The organism is Lentzea fradiae (genome assembly GCF_900100955.1).
GTDB lineage: Bacteria > Actinomycetota > Actinomycetes > Mycobacteriales > Pseudonocardiaceae > Lentzea > Lentzea fradiae.
On record NZ_FNCC01000004.1, the window covers coordinates 428,721 to 444,755 of the forward strand.

At 67.3% G+C, this 16,035-nt stretch carries 11 protein-coding genes and 1 tRNA gene; 5 read left to right on the forward strand and 7 right to left on the reverse strand.

The window, feature by feature from the left end; genetic code table 11:
• Positions 1-106 precede the first annotated feature (106 nt).
• The 6 genes from BLT23_RS11755 to BLT23_RS11780 form a co-directional block, all read right to left on the reverse strand.
• Positions 107-388, reverse strand: coding sequence for an acyl carrier protein (locus BLT23_RS11755; RefSeq protein ID WP_090048404.1), 282 nt, complete (start codon positions 386-388; stop codon positions 107-109).
• 49 nt (positions 389-437) lie between these two features.
• Positions 438-2,114: a fatty acyl-AMP ligase gene (locus tag BLT23_RS11760; protein ID WP_090048405.1), complete on the reverse strand. Its 1,677-nt coding sequence runs from the start codon at positions 2,112-2,114 to the stop codon at positions 438-440.
• An 89-nt stretch (positions 2,115-2,203) separates the two neighbouring features.
• Positions 2,204-2,998 carry a hypothetical protein gene (locus BLT23_RS11765; RefSeq protein WP_090048407.1) on the reverse strand — a complete coding sequence of 265 codons (795 nt, stop codon included), beginning with the start codon at positions 2,996-2,998 and terminating at the stop codon, positions 2,204-2,206.
• A gap of 505 nt (positions 2,999-3,503) precedes the next feature.
• A complete protein-coding gene (locus BLT23_RS11770) occupies positions 3,504-4,295 on the reverse strand; it encodes a hypothetical protein (RefSeq protein ID WP_090048408.1) in 792 nt (263 codons plus the stop codon).
• A 307-nt stretch (positions 4,296-4,602) separates the two neighbouring features.
• Positions 4,603-4,980 carry a WhiB family transcriptional regulator gene (locus BLT23_RS11775; RefSeq protein ID WP_090048410.1) on the reverse strand — a complete coding sequence of 126 codons (378 nt, stop codon included), beginning with the start codon at positions 4,978-4,980 and terminating at the stop codon, positions 4,603-4,605.
• 30 nt (positions 4,981-5,010) lie between these two features.
• The gene (locus BLT23_RS11780) at positions 5,011-5,742 is read right to left on the reverse strand and encodes a hypothetical protein (RefSeq protein WP_143035904.1); all 732 of its coding nucleotides are present in this window, start codon (positions 5,740-5,742) and stop codon (positions 5,011-5,013) included.
• Between the two features lie 186 nt (positions 5,743-5,928).
• Here BLT23_RS11780 and BLT23_RS11785 point away from each other — a divergent pair, with 186 nt between their 5' ends.
• The 5 genes from BLT23_RS11785 to BLT23_RS11805 all read left to right on the forward strand — a co-directional run bounded on the left by BLT23_RS11785 (position 5,929) and on the right by BLT23_RS11805 (position 15,805).
• Positions 5,929-7,575: an SWIM zinc finger family protein gene (locus BLT23_RS11785; protein ID WP_176946698.1), complete on the forward strand. Its 1,647-nt coding sequence runs from the start codon at positions 5,929-5,931 to the stop codon at positions 7,573-7,575.
• A gap of 97 nt (positions 7,576-7,672) precedes the next feature.
• On the forward strand, positions 7,673-9,205 hold the full coding sequence (locus BLT23_RS11790; RefSeq protein WP_218133718.1) for a DUF2397 domain-containing protein: 1,533 nt from the start codon (positions 7,673-7,675) through the stop codon (positions 9,203-9,205).
• Positions 9,202-10,347, forward strand: coding sequence for a TIGR02678 family protein (locus BLT23_RS11795; protein ID WP_090048415.1), 1,146 nt, complete (start codon positions 9,202-9,204; stop codon positions 10,345-10,347). The genes BLT23_RS11790 and BLT23_RS11795 overlap by 4 nt, the downstream gene beginning before the upstream one ends.
• 41 nt (positions 10,348-10,388) lie before the next feature.
• Complete coding sequence (locus BLT23_RS11800) at positions 10,389-14,555, forward strand: TIGR02680 family protein (protein WP_090048417.1); 4,167 nt, start codon at positions 10,389-10,391, stop codon at positions 14,553-14,555.
• Positions 14,555-15,805, forward strand: a complete 1,251-nt coding sequence (locus tag BLT23_RS11805; protein WP_090048613.1) for a DUF2399 domain-containing protein — start codon at positions 14,555-14,557, stop codon at positions 15,803-15,805. Before BLT23_RS11800 ends, BLT23_RS11805 begins: the two co-directional genes overlap by 1 nt.
• Positions 15,806-15,938: 133 nt before the next feature.
• On the opposite strand, the gene BLT23_RS11810 is transcribed toward BLT23_RS11805, so the two are convergent.
• Positions 15,939-16,013 (reverse strand) — tRNA-Arg (locus BLT23_RS11810).
• Between the last annotated feature and the right edge of the window lie 22 nt (positions 16,014-16,035).

Below are 16,035 nucleotides of genomic sequence, written 5' to 3' on the forward strand. Positions count from 1 at the left end.
CAGCCGGCCCAGCCGGTCGAGGGCGACCTGGCCGACTCGCCGAACCTCTCGGGCGCGGCGTCCGGATGTCCCTGCGCCTGCCGGTCCGCGACCGACCTGCCGTCGCTCAGTCGCTCGGGGCGTTCACGGCATACCGCTCGCGCGCCTGGCAGATCAACCGCTCGATGTCCTGCACGGTCTGCACCTCGGGGATGGCCTCGAACCCGAGGTCGACGTGGAAGCCCAGCTCGATCCCGGCGACCAGGCGGAGGATCTTCATGGAGTCGATGCCGGGCAGCTCCCTCACATCGGTGGTGTCCTCGATCCACTCCTCGCGGCCGAGCTCCAGCTTCTCGCGGATCAGGGAGTGCAGCCACTGTCGTTCTTCGGAGGTGAGACGGGCGTTCACGGGCATCTCCTCGTTGTAGTGGAAGGGTTTGGTCGGTTCTGGGGGTCGCTCAACAGCGGAGAGCACCGTCGAGGTACTGCTGCCGCGTCCGGCTCCGTCTCACCTTGCCGCTGGAGGTCTTGGGCAGTCCTCCCGGCGTCAGCAGGAGGACCTCCGCCACGGCCAGGGACAGCGTGGTCTGGACGTGGCCGCGGACCTGCCGCGCCACCGCGGCGGCGTCGCCCCCGCGCAGCTCGGCGACGATCACCACCTCCTCCGTGGCCGGGCCGGGCCGGGTGAAGGCCACGACGTTGCCCTTGCGCAGGCCGGGCACCTCGGCCGCGGCCCACTCCACCGTCTGCGGGTCGTGGTTGCGCCCGTTGACGATCAGCAGGTCCTTCTTGCGGCTCGTCACGTGCAGGACGCCGTCCGCCAGGTAGCCGCAGTCCCCGGTCCGCAGGCCCTGGGCCGTGAAACCGCGTCGGGTCGCCTCCGCGTCACCGTGGTAGCCCGCGGCGACGCTCGGGCCCTGGAAGACCACCTCGCCGACGTGCCGCTCGGGGAGCGGGATCCCCTCGTCGTCCACGACGAGGACCCGGTGACCCGCGATCGGCCGCCCGCACGGCACGAACGCCACTTGAGCCTCGCCGGCCTCGGCGGGCCGCGCGAGACCGCCCGCGAGGTAAGGCTCCTTCTGGACGACGTCCGGGACGACAGGAACCCCGATCTCGCCGAACGAGATCGCGAGCGTCGCCTCCGCCATGCCGTAGCACGGCACCACCACGCCCGGCCGCAGCCCCGCCGAGGCGAAGTGCGCCGCGAACGAACGCAACGTCCCGGGATGGTTGGGTTCGGCGCCGCAGCCCACGACCCGGAGGCAGGACAGGTCCAGATGCTCCACCGTCGTGTGCTTGACGGCCAGCGCCAGACCGAAGTTGGGCGCGAACGTGACGGTCGCGCGGTGCCGGCTCACCGTTTCCAGCCAGAGCCCCGGTGAGAACGCGAAGCGCAGCGTCGGCAGGAAGCTCACCGGACACCGCGCGACCAGCGGCGCCAGCACGAACCCGACCAGCCCCATGTCGTGGTGCAGGGGCAACCAGCTCACGCCCCGGTCTCGGCCGGGCCGGAGATCGAGGGCCCCGATGATGGCCGCGCAGTTGGCGAGCACGTTGGCGTGCGTGACCCGCACCCCCTTGGGCGCCGCCGTGCTCCCCGACGTGAACTGGAGGAACATGACGTCCTCCGGGCGAATCGCCTCCGGCTGGGGCGCGCTCCCCACCAGCGGCTCGGCGAAGAACTCTTCCGTGACAACGACTTGCACACCGTCGACCGCTTGCAGCAGCGCCTCGACCAGGTCCCGCGGCACCAAAAGCGCGCGGGCTCCCGACATACGGACGATGTGGGCGGCGTCCTCGCAGTACGTCTCGAACCTGGTCAAGCCCAGCGGTGGATACATCGGAACCGGGATCACACCAACGGAAACCGCGCCCAGGAACGTGAGGACGAACTCCCGTTGCTCGGGGACGACGAGCGCGATGCGGTCCCCTTTGCGCAGACCGCTTCGAAGCAGCCGGTGCCCGCGGCGCAAAGCCTCCCGCGACAGCTCCGACCAACTCACGAAGTGCTCGTGCCCGTCCGCCTGGATGAAGGTGTAGCCGTCGTCCGTGTGGCCGAGGTTCTCCGCGAGGACTTCGGCGAAGGTCGAGACCGTCGCACCCGCGGGAGGCGGCGTTTCCTTGGAGGACATGGGACCTGCCCAGGGTGAAGGGCTCCGGGTGTGGGCCCCGCGTGACACGGCGGGGGCCCGCACCGGGAGTCAGAACGGCCGTGGACGGGTCAGTTGTTCCAGGCGGGACTTTCGTTCGGCGGCACCGGGTAGCTTGCCGTGTCCTGCTCCCACTCCTCCACGTCCTGGGTGTCCCACTTGAGCAGTGTCTCGGCGTTGCGCTTGCACTTGTCGAAGTCGAGCACGCCGTAGCCGCGGTAGACGTTGAGCTGCTGGTTCAGCTGCTCGTACCCCTTGCCCGACTTGTACTCCATTGCCACCGACGTCCGGACGGTTCCGAGGTACAGGTGTCTGTCGTGGCGTGACAGGACGCCGATCTGCTGGTTGGAGTTCGACTGCTTCTCGCCCTTGTTCTCGACCGCCAGCTCGCCGACCTTCTTGATGCTCTTCACGATTCCCTCGAAGTTCACCTTCGTCACGATGTTCTCGATCAGGTCCGACACCGCGTTGACGGCCTGCTCCAGCGAGGTCTTGCTGATGGCCGCCTCGCGGTAGTCGGACGTGTACGTCAGGAAGAACGGGATCGTGGAGAACTTCCTGAGGAAGTTCTCCCAGGCGACCGGGTCGAACTTCTCGCTGCCGGGGTTGAAGTTGCTGGTGGTGACGGCTTTGTGGACGATGGTGCTGCCGACGGACTCCCAGGTTCTGAACTTCGCCAACGGTCCCAGGTCCGGCAGTGGGCTGTCGTCCTCCACGGACTTGTTGCCGACCCCGAGGCTGTTGTCACCGGCGTCGAACAGCGAAAGCGCGGACAACGTCTCGGAGTCCGGCGAGGGGGACGGCGCCTGCCACAGCGAGATTTCCAGTTTTTCCAGGTCCAGCTGGGTCTTGCTGATTTCGTTCATGACTGCTCCTCGCCGCGGATGAGGTGATCCGCGGTCAGATGGACGACATGTGAAGAACTCGAATGCCAGTGCGGGCTGCCGATGGGCTCACGTCGTCGAACTGGGAGAACGCTGCTGCCCGGCTACGGCCGGGCGCCACACAGCGGAATGGGACGACGCTTCGTCATCGGGGCGTTTGCGCGGCTCGACGGGATGTCCGTGACCGCCGCGGTCTTTGCTGCCCAACGCCAGGTGAGTAGGACGACCTGACCGACAAGATCGGTGCCGTACGGCCGGGCACACGCACCACCCGGCATGGCTTACGCCATCGCGCACCGCGTTCGCGGGCCGGGGGCGAGAATCGCCGAAACCCAACCCGGTTCGATACAAGCAGAACCAGCGCTGACTGCCAATACACCCTCGGCCCGGTCACACCATCGTGTGCTGGTTGACCCCCGAAATCCCCGCCAACGGCCACGAGCGGTGAACGCGGCCGTTGCCGGAGAGGTGACGTGGTCGCGCAGGGTCAGGCCGGGTTCTCCGCGACGGCGAGGTAGTCCGTGTAGATCTGCGGCGAGCCCGAGAACGAGGCCAGCTGCTTCCACTCTTCGTACATCTGCTTGGTGTCGCGGTGGGCCGCCGCGAACTCCGCGGCCTCGCCGGTGGCGATGTCGGGCTCGGGGTAGAAGACGTCCAGCGCTTCGAGGCTCGCGATCTCCATCATCATCACGTACTGGTCGAGACGGTTGCCCCGCTCACCCTTGAGCACGTGGAAGCGCCAGTCCGGGTAGTCGTCGATCCGGTGGTGGTTCTCGGCGATGAAGCGGTCGAACATCTCCTCGGTCACCCCGGAACGCAACGCCAGGTTGTGGATCCCGATGACCCTGGCCACGGGCTCCTCCCCGGGACGGTCGCGGTACCGAGGTCCGGGCGTGACCGTGCTGCGGGGGTTGTCGGCCAGCAGCCGGTAGTCGGTGAACAACGTGGGCAGCTCAGCGAACGTACCCAGCCGCCGCCATCGTGCCAGCACGTCCTCCGCTTCGGGATGTTGTGCCCAGAACTGCCGGGCCAGCTCGGTCTGCTCACCCCGCGCCGTGACGTAACGGTCGCGCTGCTCAGCGCTCTCGATCTCGAACAACATCAGGTACTGCCCGGTCCGTTCCCCGCGCAACCCGCGCAGCAGAGTCCACCGCCACCCCGGGTACAGGGGCAGATGAACACCTTCGGCACGCACGAACGTCTCGAACTCCTCCGGCGTGACACCGGCCTCCGTGTCGATGGCGATGTAGTGGAAGGTGAACACCGATGAGCGTCCCAATTGCGTCCAATCCTCGGGCAGGCAAAGGAAACGCGCTTCCGTCGAGCACGCCTCTCCTGCACCACATCCTGCCAGCTCCGGAGAGGGGGCGTCTGAGCCCCGCGGGGGTCCGGGGCGTGCCGCCGGCTGGGGTCTGGGGGCTCGGCCCCGGAAAACGCCCGAAGGCGACCCGGTTCGCGCTGTCCGCGAACACGAATCGCCTTCGTCTTTGGTGCCCCCGGCAGGAGCACCAAAGGATGGGAACGGGGCTGACCAGCAGGTTCAGGTTGGATGCTTGGTCGTGCAGGCCAGTTTCACGTTGTAGTGGTCAGGTAGCGCTCGCGTGTGGTGATGCGCTGCTGTTTCGGTGGTGCCACAGCACGACGTCGCGGATGACCGTCGCCTGTTGCAGTCCGAGGCGCTCAGCTTCGGCGCCGTCAACGAGGTTGATCTCGAAGACGACGTTCACGGCTTCGTGTTGCTGCTGGCGGCGGACCCGCTGCCTGGAGTCGGAAGTTGTGTTCATGCTGCTGATCCGAGCATCAGCATGTCTCAGCGCTACGCGGTCGCCCTGGTCCATGCCGCCCCACACGCCGTAGCTCTCGTCCCTCGTAAGGGCCGTGATTGCACAGGTGAGGCGGACAGGGCATAGGCGACAGATCGCTTTGCAGTCCGCTGCGGCCGCGCTTCTCGGCTCGGCGTCGATCCAGTCGACGTCTCGGCCTGCTGAGTGTCGTCATACGGCCGGACGAAGAGGACCGCCGAGAAGGTAGTCAGCGAGATGGCGGGAGGCGGTGTTCAGCTGCGCCGCAACCTGATGGCGGCTCAAACCGCGTCGCTTGGCCGCAGTTGACCGGTCTCCGTGGTCGATGAGCACGTCGGAGACGAGGTCGGCTTCGTGGGGTGTGATGACACCGGACAGCATGGCCCCTGCGAGGACGAGGTCCGGGTGTCCGTCGGCTGTACGGACATCGAGTGCGGTGTCAGTGAGTTCCGATCGGGACATCGCTCGCCGCTTTTCGCTGTTGCAAGCTTCGTGACCACGTCGGAAGGCTGCCCAGTAGAGCTGCCCGAAGATCTTCGGTGACCGTGCGTCGGCGACGTCGAGTGCTTGGAGGAAGCCTTCGAGGATTTCGGAGTCCAGGTCGTTGCGGTCACCGCAGAAGCGGGTGCCCAGCTTTCCCGCGATGTGCTTGAGGCCGGGCATCATCATCGCGGCGGCGATGGTGGTCCACGGTTCGGGTGCCGCGTGTGCCCTTCGGACGAGTTCCTTCCACACGGCGTCCTTGCTCACCCAGCTCGTCTGTCGTTTGAGGAGCAGTACGCGCACACGGTCCAGAGGCAGCTCCTCGTCGGGCAGGCCGCATCCGAGTGCCGCGCAGTCGAGGGTCAGCGGCTGCGGGCCGGCGGTCATCGTGAGGAACCGTTGTTCGATCACGTCCAGGTGCGAGGGGGAGAGCGAGGTCATCGGGGCGGTGCCTTTCGGGCGGGGGACCATCTCACCGCCAAATCCACCTCCAGCGGCGTCCGGTGGCAGAGATTCACCAAACGGGTGGCGTGTCGCTGATGTTGCTCGGCGGAGGTGTGGTTGGAGTGGGAACTGCTTTTTGCGTGCCTGGCAGAATGACCAGCCGTGGCGGTGAGCAGGAGCACGGTGCGAAAGCTGGCTGACGAGAGGTCGTTCGAGCGAGGCGAGCGGTACTTCGCGGCCGGTCAAGTTCGGCGCGTCACGGTGGACGGGTCGACCGTGACCGCAACGGTGGACGGCACCCGGACTTATCGCGTGCGGCTCGACGTTACGCCGAAGGGCTTGCACGGGCGTTGCTCCTGCCCATACGGAGCTGACGGCGTGTTCTGCAAGCATTGCGTCGCCACTTCGCTGGCATGGCTGGAGCAAGGCGGTGAGGTGGGGGAACCGCGTGCAAGACCGTTGTCGGACAAGCGGTTGCGGTTGTTCCTGCGCGGTTGTGATCAAGAGTGGCTGATCGAGCAGCTGATGACGGCCGCGAAATCGGATCGCGTGCTGCGTGCCCGGCTCGCTGCCGCGGCCGGGCAGAAGAACGCGTTCGACGACCGGGAGATCAGAGACCGTCTGGAACGCGCTATCGACATCCCTGATTTCGTCGATTACGGCGGGGCGTACGGCTATTTCCTGCACGTCGGTGAGGCTCTGGACGAAGTCGAACGGCTGATCGGCGCCGGGTTCGCCGATGCCGCGATCATCCTCGCCGAATATGCGCTGGAACTGCTCGAGTCCTCGGCCGAGCGGGTGGACGACTCCGACGGCGGGCTGTCCGAGGCGATCGCCCGCGTGGAAGAGATCCACCTTGCGGCGTGTGAGGCGGGCTCACCTGACCAGGTGGAGCTGGCTGAACGTCTGGTCACGCGGGCGCTGAGCACCGACTACGAGGTGTTTCTCGACGTGCTGCCCGCCTACGAGGAAGTGCTCGGCTCAGCGGGCTTGGCACGGTACCGGGAACTCGTCGAGCATGCCTGGCAGAAACTGCCGCCGAAGAAGCCGAACGACTACAGCGCCCGCCGCTTCGTCATCACCCATCTCATGGAGAACCTGGCCGAGTCGTCAGGAGGGGCGGATGGGCTGATCGAGGTGCTGGCACGGGACTTGTCGAGCGCCTACGACATGCTCCGCATCGCCGAGCGGCTGTGCGCCGACGACCGTGACGACGAGGCGCTGACCTGGCTGGAACGCGGCCTGGTCGACTTCGAACCTGACTTCCGCCTGCGCGATCTGGCTGCCGAGATCCACGTGCGCGCGGGTCGGCTCGACCAGGCAGGCGAGATGCTCTGGTCCAACTTCACCGACCGGCCGAGTCTGGAAACGTTCCGCGCGCTCCGCGAGGCCACCGCCGCCGAATTTCCGCTTTGGCGGGAACGCGCGCTGGCCTTCCTCGCCGACTTGCCGCCGATCAAGGGATCCTGGTCACCGGGTCGCTCGACGTTGGTGGAGATCCTGCTGGCCGACGACGAGCACGAGGCCGCCTGGCAAGCAGCGGTCGACGGAGGCTGCTCGGAAGCTCTGTGGCTTCGTCTCGCGCGTGTCCGTGCCGCGAGCCACCCGGCCGACGCGATTCCGATCCTGCTCCGCGCTGCCGACAGAGCGATCGAAGTGCGCAACCGTGACTCCTACAAGGCGGCCGTTCGCCTGCTGGTCGAGGTCAAGGCGCTATTCGCCCGCTGCGACCGAGACGACGACTTCTACGATCACATGGCTGCGGTCCGCGACATGCACCGCACGAAGTGGGCCCTACGCCAGGAACTCGACTGGGCTCGGTTGCCCTGATTAGCCGGGACAGGACCCGAACGGTGAAGATTCATCACAACGGGTGATGTGTCGCTGTTGTTCGCAGCGCTGCATCTCGCGTTCGTACTCTGGGCACGTGATCGACCACGACGAGGCGCCGGAGATGGAGTCACCCGCCGATCCGTGGTCAGCGCTCCTGCCGGGACAGGAACTCGTACCGGCCTACCTGACCTCGCGGTTCGCGGCACAGTATCGAGTGATCGTCGAGGTCCTGCTGGCCGAACAGGACACCAGCCTGACCGGGTTGTCCTACGACGAGGTCGCCACCGGGATTCGTGCTCGTCTCGCCGGACAGGTGCCGATCGACGTGATCGACCGTCTGCTCGCACCCGAGGTCCTGCACCTCGACGCACGGTTGGAGCGGCTGGTGCAGTGGCAGGTGTTGACCCGTTGGCAGGAACCGGCTCGTTCGGGGGAAGACTTCCTGCGCCGGCGTGACCGGTACCAGCTCACCCCGAGAGCAGCGGGTCTGCACGTCTTCTGGTCATCGGTCGACGACACCGAGGAGGCCGCGGGTGATCTGACACTGGCCCCGCGCGCCATCCACGAACGACTGATCGCCTTCGCGGAGTCTGTTCGCAATGCGGTGTACACCAACGCAGCTACGGAGTTCCAGCAGGTCGGCGCCATGCACCAGGCGATGGCCACCGCCGCTCGCGGGTGGCAGCGCACCCTGGCACACGCCCTGTCAGGTGGCCCAGACCCAGCCAAGCAGGACCTGTTGTGGCAGACATTGCGTTCCTACATCGGCATGTGGGGAGAGCAGGTCGACGTTCACACACCGCGGATCGCGGAGTTGGTCGTCGAGCTGGACCCGCTGCTGACCCCTGACGTGTGGCGGGCCTGTGTTCGCGCCGCGTTGGACACCGATGCCGACGACGAGGTGGTGGCGTCCCAGGCACGCCGCTGGGCGCACACCTGGGACGCCCTCGGTTCCTGGTTCGGCGGTGTTGACAGCCAGGCCAGAAGGCTGCGTCGTCAGCTGCGTGACCTGGTCGCTCCCTGGGCGCGCAACATGAACCTCCTACTGGACACCGGCGGCGCGGTAACTCGCCGAGCCGAACTTCTCGCCTTGGCCGTTGCGGTCGAGCGTGCCCCCGACGACGAAACCGCCTGGCGGATCTGGGACACCGCGGTCGGAGCGTTCTCCACACGCCACCTGATGCTGGCGCCGGACTCTGCCGACGACAGCGACTTGAGCTGGACCACCGCGCCGCCCGCGCCGGTCACAGCTCGCTTCCGCGAACAAGGCGCTCGAGCGGCGGTCGGCAGGCGAACCAAGATCCCGGACTACTCGACCGGCAAGAGTGCCGCTCGACGGGCCAGGTTGGCAGCCCAAGCCGCCCGCAACGGTGCGGAGGCGGCGCTGCGTCTGCGTTCCGGAACGCACCTGGTCGACTGGGGAGAGATCACCGATGCCGAAATGGACCTGCTGTTGGAGTTCGTCGGAGTCGTGCGGCGGACACGGTCGGAGAGCGCTGTGACGGGGGACGGTCGCTGGCGGATCACGCTGCGTCGACCACCACAGGCGCACGACACCACCAGCCTGCGCGCCGACAAAGGCAGCATGACGACCTTGAACTGGTATTTCGAAATGGAACCCGCGTGAACCGCGAGGCTGCGGATCGACAACGGGCGTTCACCGCCCTGCTCCGCTCGCCGGTACTCGACCGGCACACCCACCCCGAGTTGTGGCCGCTCGTGCGGGTACACCGGGCTACGTTGGGCGAGTGGTTCGCCCAACGGCTCGGCTACCGACTGGTGGTGACCGGCTCCGCCGCCAGGTTGTTCCGGCTTCCTCTCGACGGTGTCGTCGTCGCGCCCCGACGTTTCATGCCGCCGGCTCGGAGAGTGGTCGTCCTGACGATCCTGGCCGCAGCCGCGGCTGAGGACGCCGAGGACATCACCACCACCCAGGACCTGTCGGACCGGGTCCGGGCGCTCTCCACGCACGAGGACGTCGAGCTTGCTCACTACGACCCCGACCGGTTCGCTGAGCGCATGCTGTTCGTCAAAGCCGTCCACCTGCTGGTGTCCGTGGGTGCGCTGCGGCCGACCGGTCGCGACGACGAGGATCAGCGCGAGGGTTGGGCGCGCCGCCGTGACGCGATCGGCGGCGCCTATGAAGTCCGCCGCGAGTTGCTGCTGCGTCTGGTCGACCCTGCTTCGTTGCGCGCCGCGCTCACCGGAGGCCACGATGAAGGAGCGCCCCACGAAGCAGCAGCGCGGATCGGCTTGATGCGCAAGCTGGTCGAACTGCCCGTGGTCCTGCACGAGGACCTCACCGACGCAGAACGGTTCTACCTGACCGGTCAACGGCACCGCGTTCTCAACTGGTGCGTGGAGATGACTGGTTGGGTGGTCGAGCAACGCGCGGAAGGGCTGGCGCTCATCGCTGCCGATGAGACGGACACAGACCTGCCGTTCCCAAGGCTGCGTGCCGCCGACTTCGCCGCCTTGATGGTCCTCGACGAGTTGGTGCGCGCGCACGGTGCGGGTTCGGTCATCACAGCCGTGGAACTGAGTTCAGCGGCTACCGCGGTTCGGGAGCGGCACTTCAAGGCGATGACCAACGACTTACGCGTGGGCAACGCCGTGGAAAACACGGCACGGGATCTGCTGGGAGCGCTGGACCTGTTGCGCCCGACCGGCGCACCGGACAGTTGGCGATTGACCGCTGCTGCGGCCCGCTACCGCGACCCGCGGGTGGTGGCCGTCAACGCAAGGCTCGACGAGGAGGGCGAGGGTTGAGCCGACCAGGACCTGACCGCGAGCAGTGGCTGGCGGCGGCGATGACGGGTGGTCTCCCGGAGCCGGCTCTGCACCGCTGGCAGCCCCTGCGAGTGGGCATCGTCAACCTGTGGGAGTACGACCGGGCGGAGTTCTGGTTCGCCGACGGTCGCTTGGTGCTGCGCGGCGGCAACGGTGCGGGCAAGACGAAGGTGCTCGAACTGACGACCTTGATGTTGATGCGCGGGGAGATTGGTGCCTCGGTGCTCGATCCGTTCGGATCCCAGCACCGCACGATGCGTTTCAACCTGCTGCCCACGGGGGATGACGACGACCCTCGTGCTCCTTCGGACGCCGGTCTTGGATACGCCTGGGCCGAGTTCGGCAGGCTCGAAGATGACGGCACGCCGCGGTTCTTCGTGTGCGGGCTCGGTGTGAGCGCCCGTCGTGGCAGCGGCACCTCCCCGGTGACCACGTGGCACCTGATCACGCATCTGCGTCCGGGCCGCGATCTGAAACTGTCCACGGCCGATCGGCCGCTCGACCAGAAGGAACTCAAGAAGATCTCCGGTGTCACGGTGCCCGATGGCGCGGCGCGATACCGAACCGTGGTGGCCTCCGAACTGTTCGGATTGGGCTCCGACGCCTACGACAACCTGACCGAGCTCCTCAAGCAGCTGCGCAAGCCCAAGCTCGGCGAACGGCTCAACCCCTCCAGTCTGGCGGAGACGCTGCGCGCGGCTCTGCCACCGCTCGCGACCGCGGAGGTCACCCAACTCGCCGACGGCTGGGACAACCTGGAGAAGCTGCGCACGGCGGTGGAGCAAACCCGCTGTGCGGCAGTGCGGCTGGCCGGGTTCGTGCGCACCGGCTGGACCCCCTGGGCGCGCACCGTTGTGCGCCATCGCGCCGACGCGTTGACCGCGGCAACCACCGAGCTGGACCGCACCACCAAGGACCGCCGCGCTGCGGAAACCGCGCTGACCACGGCCCGTGTTGAAGCCGACGAGCTGGACAAGGACATCCGCCAGGCACGAACGCACCAAAGCGACCTCAGCACGGAGCTACGCGAGTTGCTGGACAGCCAGGCTTTCCAGGATGCGGTGAGCGCCGCGAGCCGTGTCGACGGACTTCGTAACCAACTAGGGGGACTGGCAGAGCAACTCGGGGGAGTCGAACAGCGCCACGCAGGTGCGGCTGAGGATGTGGCGCGAGTCGCCGAGTCGGAGGCAGAAGCCGCCTCCGTCATCGAGCTGGCCGAAGCCGATGTGGTTCAGGCGTCCGAACGCGTCGAGGCAGCCGGACGTCCCGCCGGACTGCACCAGTCGGTTGGTCGACATCTGCCCATTCGCGATGTGGCCGCGTTGCGCGCAGATCTCTCGGTCCGCCAAGAGCGCTTCACGCGGTTGCAGCGGCTACGGGCGGAGTTCGAGCGGGCCGAGTCGAACGCGGCGCGTTCGGCCGATCTGCTCGCCGACCGTGAGTCGGACCTGACCGACGCCGCCGAGCAGCGCGAGGTGGCACGTGATGGCGTCGAGACCGCAGTGGACACCTTGTGCAGGCAGCTCCGGGAATGGAGCACGAGCGTCGTACTCGCCAAGGCCGACGAGCGAACGGTCGAGTCCTGGTGCGATTTGGTGGCCGAGCTGACCGCTGTGGACCCGTCGGGCGCCCCCGCAGCACAGCGCGGTGCCTCCCCGGCAGCGGCGGTCACCCGGCACGTCGAGGAGGTTCGCGACGCGCTGAGATCGCGGCGCGCGGCACTCGTCCACGAGCACGGTGCTCTCGGTGTGGAACGAGAGCAGGTCACAGCGGAACTGGCCGGAGTGCTCGACCGGACCGAGCGCCCACCGACCTCTCCGGACTCGTGGCACCGTCGCGATCGGCCACAGCCCGACAGCGGGCTAGGTGCGCCGTTCTGGCGGTGCGTGCAGCCCGTCGCCGAGTTGGCGACAGACGAAGTCGACTTGCTGGAGGCGACCCTGGCCGCCGCTGGCGTACTCGATGCCTGGCTGAGCGCCGACGGTGAGCTGATCACCCTGGAAGGAGAAGAACAGGCGGACACGGTAGTGCGCGCGGGTGGACCTCTGGCTGACAGGAACCTGACGCAGGTTCTGGAGCCCACTCCGGTCGGTGGTGTCACTCAGATCGCCATCCACACCGTGCTCACCTCGATCGGCTGGTACGGCTCTCGCCCTGGCGGAGATGAGGCCGGCACCTGGTTGGCGGCGGACGGAACCTGGCGGTGTGCCGCCCTGACCGGACGCGTAGAGGTGGCCAGACCCGCCTCGTACTTGGGAGCCACCGCCCGCGAGGCCGCAAGGCAGCGCGAGATCATCCGGTTGCGGACCCGACTGGCAGCACTTGAAGAGTCGAGGAGCGAGATCGAAGCCAGGATCGGAGAACTCGACGACGATCTGCGCCGCCTCGCCGAGGAGCTCGGGAGGATTCCGGGCGAGCGGGTGGTCACCGACGCCGTCACCATCTTGCGGGAGAGGGAACGTCAGGCGGCCGACAGCGAACGCAAGGTGATCTCGGCCAGGAACATCCACCGGGAGAACGAATCCGCCCAGGACACCGCCTGGGCGGACTTTTCCGCGTATGCGGGCGAACACGCCTTCCCGCTGGACGATCTGGAACGCCTCGACTCGGCGTTGCGGGACTACCACCAGGCCGTGGGCGATCTGGCCCGCCGCAAGGAACTGCTCGACCTGCACACAGCGACCCTCACACGTCTGCGAACCGACCTGGCCGGCGCTCAACGCAGGCTCGCCGACGTCAATGCCGAACTGCAAGAACTGCGTGGACGAAAGCGCAAGGCGGAGGTCCGCCTGCGCACCGCGGAAGAGGCACTCACCAGCGACATCCACGCGCAGTTGGACCGCCGAGCCGAACTTGACCGTCTGGTGAAGCAGGTCGGTCATGAACTCGACGGACTCGGGCAGAGGCTCACTGGCGCGCTGGTCGCGGTCACCCGTGCCGAAGAAACCCTTGCCCGGCACGAGGAACGTCGCCAGAGCGCGGAAAGCAGGCGCGACTCTGTGCTCTCTGTGTGGTGGGAGGTCTACGACGCCGGCCTCGCACAGCCCCTCGGACTGGAAGAACCGGAACGCCGAAGCGTGGAATCCGCGCGCGAGTCGACACGCGCCGCACGCCGGGAACTACCGGACCCAGGCGACGAGGACCGAGCCTGGAGGCTCTGCTACAGCAAGCTCGAAGCACTGCGACAAGACCTGTTGCCCGATCGCGACGCCCGCGTGCGGGAGCCGGAACAGGGCGGTGCGATCCAACGTGTGGTCGTCCTGGCCGACAGCTCCGCCGGCTGGCAGGCGCCCCCGATCGCCGCAAACCTGCTCGCCGACCAGGTACGTGCGCAGGAGAACGCGTTCGACTCCGAGCAGCAACGAGTGCTGACCACCCTGCTCGGTTCCACGTTCATCGAGCACCTCAAGGACCGGCTCGACTACACCGCCCGGACGTTCACCGACATCAACAAGCAGTTGGCCAGCCACCCGACGCGGCACGGCAACGCCGTGCAGCTGAAGTGGGAACCCGACCCCAACGACCCCGACGCGGGCACCGTGGTGGACGCGCTGACCCAGGGCTACCAGCAACTCTCACCCGCGCGCCAGGAAACGGTGCGCGCCTTCCTCGCACGCAAGATCGACACTGCCAGGGCGGACGCGGCTGCCGGGGGTTCTGCTGACTGGCGGGAGCAACTGTCGACCGCGCTGGACTACCGCGGCTGGCTGAAGATCTCGCTGCAGTACCGTCCCGGTTCCACCAGCCGCTGGGTGCCGTTCGACGCAGCGAAACACGGTGCCAAGTCCGGCGGCGAGAAGGTCGTGCTGCTGTCCCAGCCGCTGTTCGCCGCCGCGGTGGTTGCCTACAACGCCGCCAGTGGGCGCGCCCCCCGTTGCGTGTGGCTGGACGAGGCGATGACCGGAGTGGACGACGAGATCAAGGCTTCGTTCATGGGCCTGACCGTGAGCTTCGACCTGGACGTGATGCTGACCGCCCACGACGAGTGGTGCAAGTACCCGACAGTCCCGGCGGTCGCCGTGTACGACCTTGCCAGGCACAAGGGGCTGCCCGGAGTCGATGCCGTTCCGTACCTGTGGTGCGGTGGCGAGTTGACCGCGGTCGCACTACCACTTTCGAATGTACGCGCGGCGGACGAAGCGCTGATGACGGCCGACGGCCTGTTCGCCGAGGTGGATGCCGAGTGATGACCACGATCCCGTCTGGCATCAAGAACTGGGCACGTCTGTCAGGTCCTGCGGCCGTGCTCGCCACCGTCCACAACCGGGCCAGGCGCGGACACCGCACCGAAACGGGAACTCTCACCGGTGTTGCGCTGAGCGCGGAGCAGCGGCGGGAGGTTGCGCTGATGCTCGGTACGCGGTGGGAACTGTCCGGTAAACCCGTTCGTCTCCAAGACCTCGCTGCGAAGCTGGCCGAACACCACCTGACCGTGCTCGGACTCGTTGAGGCACTGCACGGAGAACAGATCGAACCAGACAAGGCACATCGTAGCCGAGCCCAAGCCGAGGCAACCGCTGAGCGCGACCGCGCGGCCGCGCACCTGACCAAGGCGGGCGTAGCCGCAGACGTGGCGGGAAGGTGGTTGCTCGACGCAGGACTACCTCGGCCAGGCTCGGGTGAGCTCCAGACCCTCGCCGAACAAACGGCGACCGTCCTGGTTGAACTGCGGTGCACAGGCGGAGGGACAAGGCTCGCTCAACTTGCCGCAGGCACTCTGCACGATGCCCACGCGCTCGATGCCGATCGACAACTGGGTCGTGGAGTGGCCCGTCTCCTCGCGCTCCTGCACGACTTGCCCCGACCGCAACGCGCGGGCCGAGCCTGGCGCGCGGCATGGGCCGCCGCGGGGGTGATGTGCGATGGAGTGTCCTCTCGCGTGCTGGTGCTGAACCTCCCGCTGACCGGTGAATCTCCGGCTGCACGGCTCTGCGCCGCCGCTCCGGGCGAGCCCGTCTGGCTGACGCTCCGTTCGCTCACGGGCACCTGGACCACATCCGCGAGCGATGTCTTCGTGTGCGAGAACCCCACGATCGCTGAAGCTGCCGCCGACGCTCTTGGCGCGCATTGCCCACCACTGGTGTGCACCGATGGGATCGCCTCCGGTGCTGCCCTTGATCTCCTCGCCGGACTCGCTACCGCCGACTGCACGATCCACGCGCGGGCAGACTTCGACCCGGCCGGGTTCACCATTGCCGACCAGGTGCTTTCCGTGGCACCCAGGTCGAGATCTTGGCGTTTCGATGCGAGAACGTATGCCGAGGAGTGCGGTTTGAGCGGTCATTGCGATGCGCCCGTCGATCTTGCGGCTGCTGTCGGAGGACTGCGGGACGTTCACGACCTCACGCGCATTGCGGTGCACGAGGAGCGCGTGCTCGCGTTGCTGATGGCTGACCTCGAGGCTGTAGCGCGCTCTGTTGATCAGCAGCCCCGGTAGACACTGTTGTTTCAGTGAGTAGAGCCCCCGGAGGAGACCAAGGGGAACAGGGCTGACCTGCGGTTTTGTGTTTTCTCGCGAGGTCAGCCTCATTAGGGGAACGGGGCTGACCTGCGGAAATGCTTAATCACTGTGGTGCCCCCGGCAGGATTCGAACCTGCGCACCCGCCTCCGGAGGGCGGTGCTCTATCCCCTGAGCTACGGGGGCCGTAGCTACGTCGAGAAGCTTA

What these genes read in the sequence shown, in the direction of transcription:
- BLT23_RS11760 (WP_090048405.1), bottom strand. Translation starts at nt 2,114, where the DNA reads ATGTCCTCCAAGGAAACGCCGCCTCCCGCGGGTGCGACGGTCTCGACC.
- BLT23_RS11765 (WP_090048407.1), bottom strand. Translation starts at nt 2,998, where the DNA reads ATGAACGAAATCAGCAAGACCCAGCTGGACCTGGAAAAACTGGAAATC.
- BLT23_RS11780 (WP_143035904.1), bottom strand. Translation starts at nt 5,742, where the DNA reads ATGACCTCGCTCTCCCCCTCGCACCTGGACGTGATCGAACAACGGTTC.
- BLT23_RS11800 (WP_090048417.1), top strand. Translation starts at nt 10,389, where the DNA reads ATGACGGGTGGTCTCCCGGAGCCGGCTCTGCACCGCTGGCAGCCCCTG.
- BLT23_RS11805 (WP_090048613.1), top strand. Translation starts at nt 14,555, where the DNA reads ATGACCACGATCCCGTCTGGCATCAAGAACTGGGCACGTCTGTCAGGT.